Below are 13,156 nucleotides of genomic sequence, written 5' to 3'. Positions count from 1 at the left end.
CGCGTGGCCCTGACCCTTCCCGCCGTCCCGCGGCTCGCGTTACGCAAGGCGCTGCCCGCGCTCGCGGACCGGCCCAGCCCGCTCGCCGCGGCGACCGTCCTGCTGGTCTGCGTGCCCACCGGTGAGAAGGACGTCGCCGCCGCCGTCCACGTCACCGCCGCCGACGTGGCCTCGCTGGCCCTGGTCGCCCTCACCGCGCTCAACCTGCTGCGCGGGCGGCTGCCCGCCGTCAGCCGCGCCACCTGCGTGCTGTTCGGCGGCATCGTGGTCGCCGCCGCCGTCGCCACCGTCGGCTCGATCGACCCGGCCACCAGCCTCACCGGCTTCGTCCGGCTCACCCAGGTGTTCGTCCTGGTACCGGCCGGGGTGCTCTGCTCGCTGCGCGACCGCGTCGACCAGCGGCTGGTCCTCGGCTCCTTCGTGCTCGCCGCGCTGATCCAGGGCGTGGTCGGCGCGCACCAGTACCTCACCCGGACCGGCGCCTCCTACACCGGCCAGCCGATCCGGGCCGTCGGCACCTTCGGCGCCCTCGACATCATGGCGATGTCCACGGTCGTCAGCTACGGCCTGCTCGCCGCCCTGGCCCTGGCGCTCGCCGAGCGCCGTCCCGGCGGCGACGTCCGGCTGCGCCGCGCCATGTTCGCGGCCGCCGCCTTCCTGGCCTTCCCGCTCGCCGTCTCGTTCAGCCGCGGCAGCTGGATCGCCACCGCCGCCGCGGCCACCGTGCTGCTGCTGCGCGCCGACGCCCGGCTCGCCGTCCGCGGCGCCGTCCTCGGCCTGGCCGCCGCGGTCGTCCTGGTCGGCGGCCTCGGCCTCGGCGCCTCCGGCGTCACCGAGCGTCTCAGCTCGATCGGTTCCGTCTCCGCCGCCCCCGACCAGTCCGTCTCCGACCGCTACGACCTGTGGTCCACCGCCGGGCGGATCTGGCAGGACCACCCCGTCCACGGCGCCGGCCCCAAGGCCTTCCAGCAACTGCGCGACAGCCACGCCCCGCTGCGGCTCTCCTCCGGCAGCGACGCCGCCGACCCCACCATCGGCTTCCAGCGCGAACCGCTGCTCTCCCCGCACAACATGTACTTCCTGGTGCTCAGCGAGCAGGGTCTGATCGGCATCGTCGCCTACGCCGCGCTCTTCCTCGGTCTGCTGCTCGGCTGCCTGCGCCACTCCCGCGGCCCGGCCCTCGCCGCCCTGGCCCTGCTCACCTGGGTGCTGGTCGACTTCCTGTACGCGGACATCGGTGGCACCACCACCGTGCTGACCTCCGTCGTCCTCGGCCTCGCGGCCCGGGCCTGCGTCGCGGAGGCCGACCCGCGATGACCACCGACCAGCCGGCCCTCGCCTCCGCCGTGCCCGCCCCGCGCGGCGCCGCCGACGGCCCGCCGTCCGGGCCCGACCCGGCCCCCAGGCGCGGCTTCCTCGCCAAGGCCTTCGGCATCACCGCCGTCCTCAGCGCCGCCGGATCCGGCCTCGGCCTGCTGCGCGACCTCCTGCTGGCCCGCTACTTCGGCGCCAACCAGGGCACCGACGCCTTCCTGGTCGCCTGGACCGTCCCGGAGACGGCCGCGCCGCTGCTGATCGAGGACGCCATGTCCTTCCTCATGGTGCCCGCCTTCGCGCTCGCCCTGGTGCTGCGCGAGGAGGACCCGGACGCCCCCGACCCGGTCCGCCAACTGGTCCGCGCCACCCTGCCCTGGCTGCTGCTCGCGCTCAGCGGGCTCGCGCTGGCCGCCGCCCTCGGCGCCCCGCAGCTGGTCGAGCTGCTCGCCCCCGGCCTGGCCAACCCCGGCCTCGCCGTCACCTGCACCCGGATCACCGCGATCACCGTGCTGCCGTTCGGCGTGGCCGGCTACCTCGCCGCCGCGCTGCGCGCCCACCACCGCTTCACCGCGCCGGCCGGCATCTACGTCGCCTACAACGTCGGCATCCTCGCCGTGCTGCTCGGCTGCCAGTCCTTCCTGGGCGTGCGCTCCGCCGCCCTGGGCGTCGCGCTCGGCAGCCTGCTGATGGCCGGCCTGCTGGTCGCCCCGTTCCTGCGCCGGCTGCGCCAGGGTGCGGGCCCGGGATCGCACCCCGGCGCGGGCCGCGCCGGCCGCTCCCGCAAGGCGCTGGTGCTGATGCCGTTCGCCCTGCTGCCGGTGGCCGCGTTCACCCTGACCCGCCAGTCGCAGGTCTTCGTCGAGCGCTACCTCGGCTCGGCGCTGCCGCCCGGTACCATCTCGCACCTCAACTACGCCGCCAAGGTCTCCCAACTGGCCATGACGGCCGGCATCCTGATCTGCACCGTCACCTTCCCGCTGGTCGCCCGGGCGCTGGCGGCCGGGGACCTCGCCGCCGCCCGGGACCGGGTCGAGAAGGACCTCGGCCAGGCCGCGGCGGTCGTCCTGGGCGGCACCGCCTTCCTGATGGCCTGCGCCCCCTCGGTGGTCTCGCTGCTCTTCCAGCGCGGCGCCTTCGGCCCGCAGGACACCGCCGCCACCGCCGCCGTCATCCGGGTCTACAGTTTCGGCCTGCCCGCCCAGGCGCTGATCGGCGTGATGATCCGCCCGTACTTCTCGCTGCGCCCGGTGGTCCGCCGGGCCGACGATCCGGGCACCGAGGACGGCGGCCGTCGGCTGCTGGACTGGTTCCCGGTCGCCGCGATGCTGCTCGGCCTCGGCGTCACCGTCGTGGTCAGCCTGCTCGCCACCCCCCGCTTCGGCGCTCTCGGGCTCGCCGCCGGGAACGCGGCCGGCATCACCGCCACCGCCGCACTGCTGCTGCACGGCCTGGTGCTGCGCGGCATCCCGCTGCGGCTGCGCCGGGTGCTCGGCGGCCACGCCCGGCTGGTGGCCGCCGCCGGCGGCGCCACCGCCCTCGGCGCCGCCGTCGCCGGGCTGGCCGCCGGCCCCCTGCTCTCCACCCTCCTCGGGGGCCTCACCGTGGCGCTGGCCTTCGCCGTCCTCGGCACCGGCCTCGGCGCGCGTGAGGTGCGCGGTCCGGTCCTCGCCGTGGCCCGGGCCCTGAACCCGCCAACCGTCGCCGATGAAGGGAAGCTTCCCCATGGACAATGAACGGGGAACCGTCCGTTCGGCCCAGGCGGGCGTCCGCCGCCAGGCCGTACCGGCCGCAGCCGCACCACGTGGTGACCTCCCGTACACCGACCCCGCCGGGCCGAAGGCGCAGCTGCCCAGGAGCCGCCGCCCGCTCGGCGAACCGTCCGGCCCCGGTTCCTCCTCGCCGTGGATCCTGATGTACCACTCGGTGGCGGTCGAGAAGGAGGACCCGTACCAGCTGACCGTCAGCCCCGAGCGGTTCGCCGAGCAGGTCGCCTGGCTGCACCGGCGCGGGCGGCGCGGCGTCTCCGTGCGCGAGCTGATGCGGGCCCGGGCCGTCGGCCGGGACGGCGGACTGGTCGGGCTGAGCTTCGACGACGGCTACGCGGACTTCGCGCGCCACGCCGTGCCGATCCTCCAGGCGTACGGCTTCACCGCCACCGCGTACGTGGTCGCCGACCTGCTCGGCCAGGACAACGGCTGGGACGCGAAGGGGCCGCGCAAGCAGCTGCTCACCGTCCAGGAGGTCACCGAACTCGCCGCCGCCGGTTGGGAGATCGGCTCGCACGGCCTCGGCCACCAGGCGCTGCCCGGCCTGCCGGCCGATGTCCTGGCGGTGCAGACCCGGGAGAGCCGGCGCCTCCTGGAGGAGGTGGTCGGCGGCCCGGTCACCGGCTTCTGCTATCCGTACGGCGCCGTCGACCTGCCCGCCACCGAGGCCGTGCGCGACGCCGGCTACGACTACGCCTGCGCCATCGCGCACTCCCCGCTCACCGGCCGCTTCGCGCTGCCCCGCTGCTACGTCGGCGACCGCGACGGCGCCTGGCGGCTGCGCGCCAAACGTGGCCGGCAGCGGCTGCGCGACGCCGTCACCGAGCTGCGCCGAAGCCCCCTGGCCGCCCGGCGGGGGGCCCGGCCGTGAGGGTCCTGCACATCGTCACCGGCCTCGCCTCGGGCGGCGCCGAGCGCCAACTCCACCTGCTGCTGAGGCACTTGCCCGCACACCAGCAGTGCGAGGTGGTCGCACTGACCAACCCCGGCACGGTCGCCGCCGCGCTGCGCGCCGACGGGGTGACCGTCCACCACCTCGGCATGCGCGGCAACCGCGACCTGGGCGCGCTGCCCCGGCTGGTCCGGCTGGTCCGCTCCGGCCGCTACGACCTGGTGCACACCCACCTGTACCGGGCGCAGCTGTACGGCCGGCTGGCGGCCCGGCTCGCCGGGGTCCGCACGGTGGTCTCCACCGAGCACTCGCTGCACGCCGGGGTGATCGAGGGCCGCCCGGTCACCCGCGGCGTCAAGGGCCTCTACCTGGCGGCCGAGCGACTCGGCAGCACCACCGTCGCGGTCTCCCGGCAGGTCGCCCAGACGCTGCACTCCTGGGGCGTCCCACCGGCCCGGGTCGAGCTGATCCCCAACGGCATCGACTCCGCCCGCTACCGCCGCCCGGCCGCAGACCGGGCCGCCACCCGCCGCCGGCTGCGGGCCGAACTCGGCCTGCCGGAGGGGAGCTGGGTGGTCGGCGGAGTCGGCCGGCTGGTCCCCGGCAAGCGCTTCGAGGTGCTGCTGGAGGCCCTCGCCGCTCTCGACCCGGCCGCCCGGCTGGTGCTGGTCGGCGCGGGCCCGGAGCGCGCCGCGCTGGAGCACCGGGCCGCCGAACTCGGCGTCCGGGAAAGGCTGGTGCTCACCGGCGAGCGCGACGACGTGCCCGACCTGCTGACCGCCCTGGACGTGCTGGCCGCCCCCTCCACCGCGGAGACCTTCGGCCTCGGCATCCTGGAGGGCCTCGCGGCCGGCCTGCCGGTGCGGCACAGCGCCTGCCCGGCGCTCGACGAACTGCCGCCCAGCGCCGCCCCGCAGGCCCGCCGGATCCCGTCCGAGGGCGCCGCGTACGCCGCCGCGCTGCGCGACCTGCGGCACCTGAACGACCACAACTCCGATCCGCTGCCGCACCCCCCGGCGGTCGGCCACTACGACATCGCCCGGGTCGCCGCAGACCTGGGCGCCCTCTACGACCGGCTGGCCCGCGCTTGACCGCCCGCCGCCGCCGGAACCGCCGTCACATACCCAAGGAGTCACACCCATGACCACACCGCGCCGAAGGGCCCGCCACCTGGTCCGCCGCTGGTGGCCGGTGGCGCTCGCGGTGCCGCTGGGCGCCGCGGCCGGCGCCGGGTACGCCGTCGTCTCGCACCCCTCGTACGCCGCCAGCGCCTACGTCCTCGTGGTGCCGCAGAACCCGGGGGAAGCCGCCACCGCGACCAACTTCGCCCAGGCGTACGGGCGGTTGGCGGGCCAGCCGCAGGTGCTCGCGGTGGCGGCCGCCGAGACCGGCCACACCCGTGCCGAGCTGGAGTCCCTGGTGCACGGGACCACCTCCCCGGACGCCCCGATGATCGAGATCACTGGCACCGGGACGCGCCCCCAGGAGGCGGCCCAGACCGCCGACGCGGTGGCCCGCTCGCTGGTCTCCTTCGCGAACACCAGCAGCAGGGACACCAGCGTCCGGCTGGTGACGCTGGCCCCGGCCGCCGAGCCGGACAAGCCGACCACCCCGTCCGCCACGCTGGACGTCGCGGTCGGTGGCGCGGCCGGGCTGCTGGTGGGGGCCCTGGTGATGATGACCCGCCGCCGGGGCGAGGCCGCCCTGCCGGAGGCCGCCGAGCCCGCCGGGGCCCCGGTGGAGCCGACGACGCCGGCCACCCCCCGCCCGCGCGGCGAGGAGCCGCCCGCCGCCGACCAGGCCGGCAAGACCGGCCAGGCCGAGAAGGCCGAGAAGGCGGAAGAGAAGCCCGGGAAGGCCGCTGCCGCGAAGAAGAGCGCCGAGGAGCCCCCGGCCAAGGAGAAGGCCGCGGCCGGGAGCGGGCGATGAGCACTGAGACCCGGCACGCCGGCCTCCCCGCCCAGCCGGCTGCGCCGGGCTGGACCACCGAGCTGCGCCGTGAGGACGACGCTCTGGACACCCTCGCCGAGGAGTGGGACGACCTGGCCGCCCGCTGCCGGACCGCCACCTTCTTCCAGGCCGCCGACTGGCAGCGCTCCTGGTGGCGCCACTACGGCAGCCCGGGCAGCCTGCTGGTGGTGCTCGTCCGCCGGGACGGCCTGCTGGTCGGCGCGGGTGCCTTCAGGCGCCGCGGCGGCCCGCTCGGTGGGCTGACCGCCCTGGGCGCCGGGCTGGTCGACTACTCCGACGTGCTGCTCGACGACGACTGCGCCGACCGGGCCGCCGCCGAGTTCGCCGCCGCCCTCCCGCTCACCCGCCCGTGGCACTCCCTGGAGCTGCGCGAGGTGCACCCCGAGGCGGCGGTGCAGCGGGTGTACGAGCACTGGCACGGCCGACGCCGCCGCTACCAGGACTCGCTCTGCCAGTACCTGCCGGCCGTCCCGATGGACCGGCTGCTGAAGCGGGTGCCCGGCAAGACCGCGCAGCGCAGCCGGGTGAAGCTGCGCAAGATCGCCGAGGCCGGGGTGCAGGTCAGCTCGACGCCGGCGGCCGAGGTGCCGGCGGCGCTGGAGGGCCTGCTGCGGCTGCACTTCCTGCAGTGGCAGGAGCGCGGCGTCACCCCGGAGCACCGCACCGAGCGCTTCGCCCGCCACCTGACCGAGTCCACCGTCGGCCTGGTCGCCACCGGCAGGGCGGCCGTCCACCAGTTCCGGCTGAACGGCGAACTGGTCGCGGTGAACCTGCTGCTGCTCTGCCCCTCCTTCGGTGGCCTGTACATGTACGGCGCGCACCCGGTGCTGCGCGAGCGGCTGGACATCGCCGGGCTGCTGTTCAGCGCCGCCCTGGACGAGACGGTCGGCGCGGGCGTCCCGCTGCTCGGCCTGCTGCGCGGCCAGGAGCCCTACAAGCAGCGCTGGCGGCCGGACCAGCTGTCCAACCAGCGCCTGCTGTTCGGTCCGCCCGGGCCGGCGCCGGCGGCCGTCGCCCGGTCCGGCGCGGTGCGCGTCCGCCAGCAGGCGGCGCACGTGCTGCGGACCCGCTTCCCGCGGCTCAAGGAGGCCCTGCTGGCCCGCCGCCGCGGCTGACCGCCCCCGCCCGGGCTCAGCGCCGGGCGGGCGTCCGGGCCGCCGACGGGCTCGCGGACGGGCTCGCCGAGGGGCTTGCCGACGTGGTGGCCGAGGGGCCCGGCGACGGGCTCGCGGACGGGCCGGGCACCACGCTCGGGGCCCCGGGCACGGCCGAGGGCGTGGGCGGGCGCGGCGGGACGATCGGCGGGACGGGGGCCTGGGGCGCCGTCGGCACCACCGCCGGCGCCCCCTTCGACCCGGACATCAGCTGCTTGAACCGGGCGGCGGAGCGCGGGTTGCGGTCGCACTCGAAGAAGCCGTGCGGGCAGTAGTCGGTGACGGTCTGGTAGGCGGTGTCGTGGGTGCGCATCCACTCGACCATCCGCTGCACGAACTCCGGGTTGTCGCCGTTGCGGAACAGCCCCCACTCCGGGTAGGAGACCGGCTTGCCGCGCTTGGCGGCGAACTCCACCTGGTCCTGAAGCCCGTACGGCTCGCGCACGTAGTCGTCGAAGGTGCCCCCGGCGGGCTGGTCGTAGTTGTCCATGCCGATGATGTCGACCACGTCGTCGCCGGGGTAGCACTTGGTCCACGGGATGGCGTCCAGGCCCCGGTTCGGGGTGAAGTCGAAGCGGAACCGCTGCCCCGGCACCGAGCGCATCACGCCGACGATCCGTCGCCAGTACGCCTTCCACGCGGACGGGTCGGGCTTGCAGCGGTGCGTGTAGGTGACGCCGTTCATCTCCCAGCCGAGCGTGAGCACGGTGTCCGCGCCGCCGAGGGACACCAGCCGGTGGGCGAGCCGCAGGAAGTGCCGGTCGAAGTCCCCGCGCGCGCCCTGGGCGAGCAGCTTGGCGACCTCGCCGTCCGGCACGTTCGCCTCGTTGGGCACCAGCATCGGCACGCCGAGGACGAGCGTCCGGGACGGGTCGGCCAGCCGCCACTGCGACCACATGCCGAGCACCATCAGCTCGCCCTCGACGTCGGCCCAGCTGTTGCCCGCCAGGTAGGTGTGGCCGACTTGCAGGTTGGCGTCGCCCAGCCACTGCGCGTACCGGCCGATCTGCGGGATGTAGTCGTCCCAGGAACCGACGAAGGCGCCGAACGGCGGCTCGTGCTTGGGCCGCTGGACGGGCGGGCGGGGGGCGGCGCCGCGCGGCTCGAAGGCGTCCGAGGAGAGGGTGTGCCGTTCGGTCTGGCTGAGCGGCGACCCGGCCGGGACGCTGGCCGTGGCCATCAGCAGCAGGGCGGCGGCGGCCAGCGTCAGGCGGCCGATTCGCATGGTCTCTCCTCCGGGCGTCGCGGGGCGGGGGCGCGCTGGACGGACCGTGGCGCTCCGCTCGCCGACAGTAGGCCCGGCGGGCGTCGGAAAAGCCGAATGTCACCCTAAAGTGGGCGGTATTCGAACGCCGTCTGCCGCAACGCCCGGCCGGGCCTCGCCGCGTGTATCAGCTCTGTAACGGTCCGGCCGGGCCCCGGCGCCGGGCCCCGGAGCGGGCGGCGGCCCGGCCTCGGCACCGACGGTGCAGGTGGGCGGGCGGGTGCGCGGGGAGGGCGCGCGCGGCCGGACGCGCGGTCCGAGGGGTGGGGCGGGGGCGATTCCAGGCTGACTCGCGTGCCCGGTGAAAGGTACGCTCCGGCCGTGTCCTGGAAGCCGCTGCGTGTACTGACCCCCCGCTCGATCCTGCCTGCCCTGGCGGTGATGCTGGTCCTTGCGGCCGGTGCGGCGGCGCACGCCAACAAGCCGGTGCCGTTCGGCGACCGGGTGGCGGGGCCGGGCGAGGCGGAGGCCACGCCGGTCAGCACGCAGTCGCTGAGCACGGCCGACCTGGATCTGAAGGTCGGCCCCGGACTGGAGGCCTTCCACCGGCAGAGCGGCGAGCAGGCCTGGTCCTACCGCCGCGAGGGCGCCACCGCGCTGTACCTGTCGATGGCGGGGGACAACGCCATCGTGGTCTGGGACGACGGCCTGGTCACCTCGGTGCGCCCGGGCGACCACGAGGTGCGCTGGCACCGGGCGGTGCCCGGCCTGGCGGACTGGCTGCGCGGCGACGGCGAGCCCGGCGCCGACAAGCGCACCGACGCGCAGCGCAAGGAGCTGGCCCAGGAGCGGGCCGCGGCGGCCCTGCACACCGTCCCGCAGGGCGGCTCTGCCTGGGTGGCCGTGGTGACCCCGAACCTGACCATGGGCCTGCGCGACGCCGACGGTGACCTGCGCTACAACTCCAAGCCGCCCGGCAGCTGCGTCTACGACCCGCTGCGCACGGTCGGCACCGAGTACGCCGTGCTCGTCCCGCGCAGCTGCACCAACAGCGCCGGGCAGGCCGTCTCCGGCGGCATCAACGGGTACCGGCTGGACAGCACCGGCTGGCAGCTGAACACCGGCCCGAGCGCCTCGGTCAAGGCGCTGGACGGCAGCCGGGTGCTGATCACCGACGGCCCGATCGTTCCGGCCCGGGTGTTCGACACCAAGGCGGCCGCCCCCGAGGCGGCCTGCGGCAGCCCGTCCGCGCCGTTCGCGGCGGTCCGTCCGCAGGGCGGCTGCACCGACCCGGCGGCGAGCCCGGCCCAGGACGCCCCGGTGGGTCAGGACGCCCCGGTGGGCGACCAGGTGCCCATGCAGCTCCAGGCGCAGCAGCCTCAGCAGTCCCAGCAGTAACGCCGCCCGCCGGTACCCCTGGGCGGTAGCCCCGGGGGTTTCCGCGCGGCCCGGTAGACTTGCCGTCATGGCTGACTTCTCCGGGCAATAGCGGGCGCGCGGCACCGCCTCGTGCGCTGTGCCGACCACCGACGACGCCCCTTCCCGCTGCCCGGCCCCGGGCCCCGTCCGGCCGCCCGCCCACGTCCCAGGAGTAGTTTCCGCCATGATTTCCGCCAACGCCCTTGAGCTGCGCGCCGGTGCCCGAATCCTGATCGAGTCCGCGAACTTCAAGGTCGCCGCCGGCGACCGGATCGGCCTGGTCGGGCGCAACGGCGCCGGCAAGACCACGCTGACCAAGGTGCTGGCCGGCGAGGGCATGCCGGCCTCGGGCACGGTGACCCGCTCCGGTGAGGTCGGCTACCTCCCGCAGGACCCGCGCACCGGCGACCTGGACGTCCTCGCCAAGGACCGCATCCTCTCCGCCCGCGGCCTCGACACCGTGCTCAAGAAGATGCGCGAGAACGAGGACCGGATGGCCAACGGCCAGGGCGCCACCCGGGACAACGCGATGAAGAAGTACGCGCGCCTGGAGACCGAGTTCCTCACCAAGGGCGGGTACGCCGCTGAGGCCGAGGCCGCCACCATCGCGGCCGCCCTGGGCCTGCCGGACCGCATCCTGAACCAGGAGCTGCACACTCTCTCCGGTGGTCAGCGCCGCCGCGTCGAGCTGGCCCGGATCCTGTTCTCGGACTCCGACGTGCTGCTGCTCGACGAGCCCACCAACCACCTCGACGCCGACTCGATCGTCTGGCTGCGGGACTTTCTGAAGACCTACAAGGGTGGCTTCATCGTCATCTCGCACGACGTCGAGCTGGTCGAGACGGTCGTCAACAAGGTCTTCTACCTGGACGCCAACCGCTCCGCCATCGACGTCTACAACATGGGCTGGAAGCAGTACCAGCAGCAGCGTGAGGACGACGAGAAGCGCCGCAAGCGCGAGCGGGCCAACGCCGAGAAGAAGGCCGCGACCCTCAACTCCCAGGCCGACAAGATGCGGGCCAAGGCGACCAAGACGGTGGCCGCGCAGAACATGGCCCGCCGTGCCGAGAAGCTGCTCTCCGGCCTGGAGCAGGTGCGCCAGAACGACAAGGTCGCCAAGCTGCGCTTCCCGGACCCGGCGCCCTGCGGCAAGACCCCGCTGACGGCCAGCGGGCTCTCCAAGTCCTACGGTTCGCTGGAGATCTTCACCGACGTCGGCCTGGCCATCGACCGCGGTTCGCGGGTCGTCATCCTCGGCTTCAACGGCGCGGGCAAGACCACCCTGCTGCGGATGCTCGCCGGGGTGGAGCAGCCGGACACCGGCGAGGTGATCCCGGGCCACGGCCTGAAGATCGGCTACTACGCCCAGGAGCACGAGACCCTGGACCCGGACCGCACGGTGCTGGAGAACATGCGTTCCTCCGCGCCGGACACCGACCTGGTGCAGATCCGCAAGATCCTCGGTTCCTTCCTGTTCTCCGGCGACGACGTCGACAAGCCGGCCGGGGTGCTCTCCGGCGGTGAGAAGACCCGGCTCGCGCTGGCCTCGCTGGTGGTCTCCAGCGCCAACGTGCTGCTGCTCGACGAGCCCACCAACAACCTCGACCCGGCCAGCCGCGAGGAGATCCTCGGCGCGCTGCGGGAGTTCTCCGGCGCGGTCGTGCTGGTCACCCACGACGAGGGCGCCGTGGAGGCGCTCCAGCCGGAGCGGATCATCCTGCTGCCGGACGGGGTCGAGGACCTCTGGAGCCCGGCGTACGCCGATCTGGTCTCGCTGGCCTGACCGGGTGTAGACGCGATCTCCGCTTTTAGGACCAGAAAAACTAGTACTTACGGTGTGTCCGGGAATGAAGAAAGCCTGGATTCCGTTTAAGGACTTCCTGTCGGCCCGCCACTCGATCGTGGTCGGGCCGACACTGCTGATCAGCCCTTTCTCGGCGGATGGCGGAATCCGCCCGGGGGCGCGCACTCTACGTGAGCGCCCTGATGCGCTCGGATCACCACCGCAGGACCACGCATTCCCGACATCGACCTTGCCGAATGGGTGGCCAGGACGCGGTGGATGGGTGATCATGGGAATCTGACCGAGCAACGCTACGAGGAGGCACGGGTGGCCGAGACTCTGAAAAAGGGCAGCCGGGTGACCGGTGCCGCGCGTGAGAAGCTCGCGGCCGATCTCAAGAAGAAGTACGACTCCGGGGCGAGCATTCGCGCTCTCGCGGAGGAGACCGGTCGTTCGTACGGCTTTGTGCACCGGATGCTGAGCGAGTCCGGAGTCATTCTCCGGGGCCGCGGTGGTGCCACGCGTGGCAAGAACAAGGCGACCGCCGGGGCCGGTTCCTGACGGTCCGTCAGCTCATGGCTGAATGGCGCGGCGGCAGGGCGCCGACCGGGGAGACGAGGACCGATCGTCCGCCCTCGGGTCGAGTGGACCGGCCGCCGATCGTCATGTCCGGGGTGTCGTCCGCCCCCGGGCGCGCTCCTTCCGTCGATCTTTCCGGGCCGGCGCCCTGCCGGCGCGCGCCCAGGTTTGTTACTCTCCGGTAGCCAAGCCCCTCGCCACCGGAGGTCCCCGCATGACCGCCCCCGTCACCGACCCGCAGGCCCCGAGCTGGGAGCAGGACGGCGTCCGCCTGGAGATCGACGGCGAGCTCGCCGTCGTCACCCTGTGTCAGCCCAAGCGGCGCAACGCCCAGTCGCCCGCCCTGTGGCGCGCCCTCGCCGCCGCGGGCCGTGACCTGCCCGGCGGCGTCCGGGTGGTCCTGCTGCGTGCGGAGGGCGTCTCCTTCTCGGCGGGCCTGGACCGGGCCATGTTCACCCCCGAGGGCATCCCCGGCGAGCCCACCTTCCTCCAGCTCGCCGGCGCCCCCGACCAGGAGCTCGACGACACCATCGCCTCCTACCAGCAGGCCTTCACCTGGTGGCGCCGCCCCGACCTGGTCTCCATCGCCGCCGTCCAGGGCCATGCCGTCGGCGCCGGCTTCCAGCTCGCCCTCGGCTGTGACCTGCGCGTCGTCGCCGACGACGTCCAGTTCGCCATGAAGGAGACCTCGCTCGGCCTCGTCCCCGACCTGGCCGGCACCAAGCCGCTCACCGAACTCGTCGGCTACGCGCGGGCGCTGGAGATCTGCGTCACCGGCCGCTGGGTCGGCGCCGAGGAGGCCGCCGCCATCGGGCTGGCCAACCTGGCCGTCCCCGGTGCGGAACTGGACGCCGCCGCCCGCGACCTCGCCGCCGCCCTGCTGGGCGCGCCGCGCAACGCCGTCATCGAGACCAAGGCCCTGCTCCAGGGCGCCGCCGGCCGCTCCTTCGACGAGCAGCGCTCGGCCGAACGGGCGGCGCAGGCCCGCCGCCTGCGGGACCTCGCCGGGATCGGCGACTAGCCAGGCTGCGTCGTGTGAACGGGCCCGGCCCGGGGAGTGCTCCCCGGGCC

General features: G+C 74.7%; 11 protein-coding genes. 10 read left to right on the top strand and 1 reads right to left on the bottom strand.

Translation table 11 applies throughout. The features are described 5' to 3' along the window. The first annotated feature begins 3 nt into the window (after positions 1–3). Genes AC07BF_RS03770 through AC07BF_RS03745 form a run of 6 tightly spaced genes read left to right on the top strand, consistent with a single transcriptional unit; the run spans position 4 to position 7,061 of the window. Positions 4–1,317, top strand: coding sequence for an O-antigen ligase family protein (locus AC07BF_RS03770; protein ID WP_363580613.1), 1,314 nt, complete (start codon positions 4–6; stop codon positions 1,315–1,317). Next, a complete protein-coding gene (locus tag AC07BF_RS03765; protein WP_363580615.1) occupies positions 1,314–3,050 on the top strand; it encodes a lipid II flippase MurJ in 1,737 nt (578 codons plus the stop codon). Before AC07BF_RS03770 ends, AC07BF_RS03765 begins: the two co-directional genes overlap by 4 nt. After that, positions 3,040–3,954: a polysaccharide deacetylase family protein gene (locus tag AC07BF_RS03760; protein ID WP_363580617.1), complete on the top strand. Its 915-nt coding sequence runs from the start codon at positions 3,040–3,042 to the stop codon at positions 3,952–3,954. The genes AC07BF_RS03765 and AC07BF_RS03760 overlap by 11 nt, the downstream gene beginning before the upstream one ends. Continuing rightward, positions 3,951–5,066: a glycosyltransferase gene (locus tag AC07BF_RS03755; protein ID WP_363627912.1), complete on the top strand. Its 1,116-nt coding sequence runs from the start codon at positions 3,951–3,953 to the stop codon at positions 5,064–5,066. The genes AC07BF_RS03760 and AC07BF_RS03755 overlap by 4 nt, the downstream gene beginning before the upstream one ends. 49 nt (positions 5,067–5,115) lie before the next feature. Beyond that, the gene (locus AC07BF_RS03750; protein ID WP_478332890.1) at positions 5,116–5,904 is read left to right on the top strand and encodes a Wzz/FepE/Etk N-terminal domain-containing protein; all 789 of its coding nucleotides are present in this window, start codon (positions 5,116–5,118) and stop codon (positions 5,902–5,904) included. Beyond that, positions 5,901–7,061, top strand: coding sequence for a GNAT family N-acetyltransferase (locus tag AC07BF_RS03745; RefSeq protein ID WP_363580623.1), 1,161 nt, complete (start codon positions 5,901–5,903; stop codon positions 7,059–7,061). The genes AC07BF_RS03750 and AC07BF_RS03745 overlap by 4 nt, the downstream gene beginning before the upstream one ends. Positions 7,062–7,077: 16 nt before the next feature. On the opposite strand, the gene AC07BF_RS03740 is transcribed toward AC07BF_RS03745, so the two are convergent. Then, the gene (locus tag AC07BF_RS03740; RefSeq protein WP_478317811.1) at positions 7,078–8,325 is read right to left on the bottom strand and encodes a glycoside hydrolase family 26 protein; all 1,248 of its coding nucleotides are present in this window, start codon (positions 8,323–8,325) and stop codon (positions 7,078–7,080) included. Positions 8,326–8,685: 360 nt separating this feature from the next. Here AC07BF_RS03740 and AC07BF_RS03735 point away from each other — a divergent pair, with 360 nt between their 5' ends. The 4 genes from AC07BF_RS03735 to AC07BF_RS03720 all read left to right on the top strand — a co-directional run bounded on the left by AC07BF_RS03735 (position 8,686) and on the right by AC07BF_RS03720 (position 13,106). Further along, entirely contained in the window at positions 8,686–9,702 is a 1,017-nt protein-coding gene (locus AC07BF_RS03735; protein WP_363580627.1) for a hypothetical protein, read from the top strand. A 205-nt stretch (positions 9,703–9,907) separates the two neighbouring features. After that, positions 9,908–11,506, top strand: coding sequence for a ribosomal protection-like ABC-F family protein (abc-f, locus tag AC07BF_RS03730; protein WP_363580629.1), 1,599 nt, complete (start codon positions 9,908–9,910; stop codon positions 11,504–11,506). 327 nt (positions 11,507–11,833) lie between these two features. Continuing rightward, on the top strand, positions 11,834–12,067 hold the full coding sequence (locus tag AC07BF_RS03725; protein ID WP_030059940.1) for a helix-turn-helix domain-containing protein: 234 nt from the start codon (positions 11,834–11,836) through the stop codon (positions 12,065–12,067). A gap of 232 nt (positions 12,068–12,299) precedes the next feature. Beyond that, on the top strand, positions 12,300–13,106 hold the full coding sequence (locus tag AC07BF_RS03720; RefSeq protein WP_400807579.1) for an enoyl-CoA hydratase/isomerase family protein: 807 nt from the start codon (positions 12,300–12,302) through the stop codon (positions 13,104–13,106). The last annotated feature ends 50 nt before the right edge of the window (positions 13,107–13,156 follow it).

This window comes from Kitasatospora sp. NPDC043950, assembly GCF_056435345.1.
Note: the sequence above shows the minus strand (reverse complement) of the source record. Positions and strands in the feature narration are given on the sequence as shown.

What these genes read in the sequence shown, in the direction of transcription:
- AC07BF_RS03765 (WP_363580615.1), top strand. Translation starts at nt 1,314, where the DNA reads ATGACCACCGACCAGCCGGCCCTCGCCTCCGCCGTGCCCGCCCCGCGC.
- AC07BF_RS03760 (WP_363580617.1), top strand. Translation starts at nt 3,040, where the DNA reads ATGGACAATGAACGGGGAACCGTCCGTTCGGCCCAGGCGGGCGTCCGC.
- AC07BF_RS03750 (WP_478332890.1), top strand. Translation starts at nt 5,116, where the DNA reads ATGACCACACCGCGCCGAAGGGCCCGCCACCTGGTCCGCCGCTGGTGG.
- AC07BF_RS03745 (WP_363580623.1), top strand. Translation starts at nt 5,901, where the DNA reads ATGAGCACTGAGACCCGGCACGCCGGCCTCCCCGCCCAGCCGGCTGCG.
- AC07BF_RS03740 (WP_478317811.1), bottom strand. Translation starts at nt 8,325, where the DNA reads ATGCGAATCGGCCGCCTGACGCTGGCCGCCGCCGCCCTGCTGCTGATG.
- abc-f (WP_363580629.1), top strand. Translation starts at nt 9,908, where the DNA reads ATGATTTCCGCCAACGCCCTTGAGCTGCGCGCCGGTGCCCGAATCCTG.
- AC07BF_RS03720 (WP_400807579.1), top strand. Translation starts at nt 12,300, where the DNA reads ATGACCGCCCCCGTCACCGACCCGCAGGCCCCGAGCTGGGAGCAGGAC.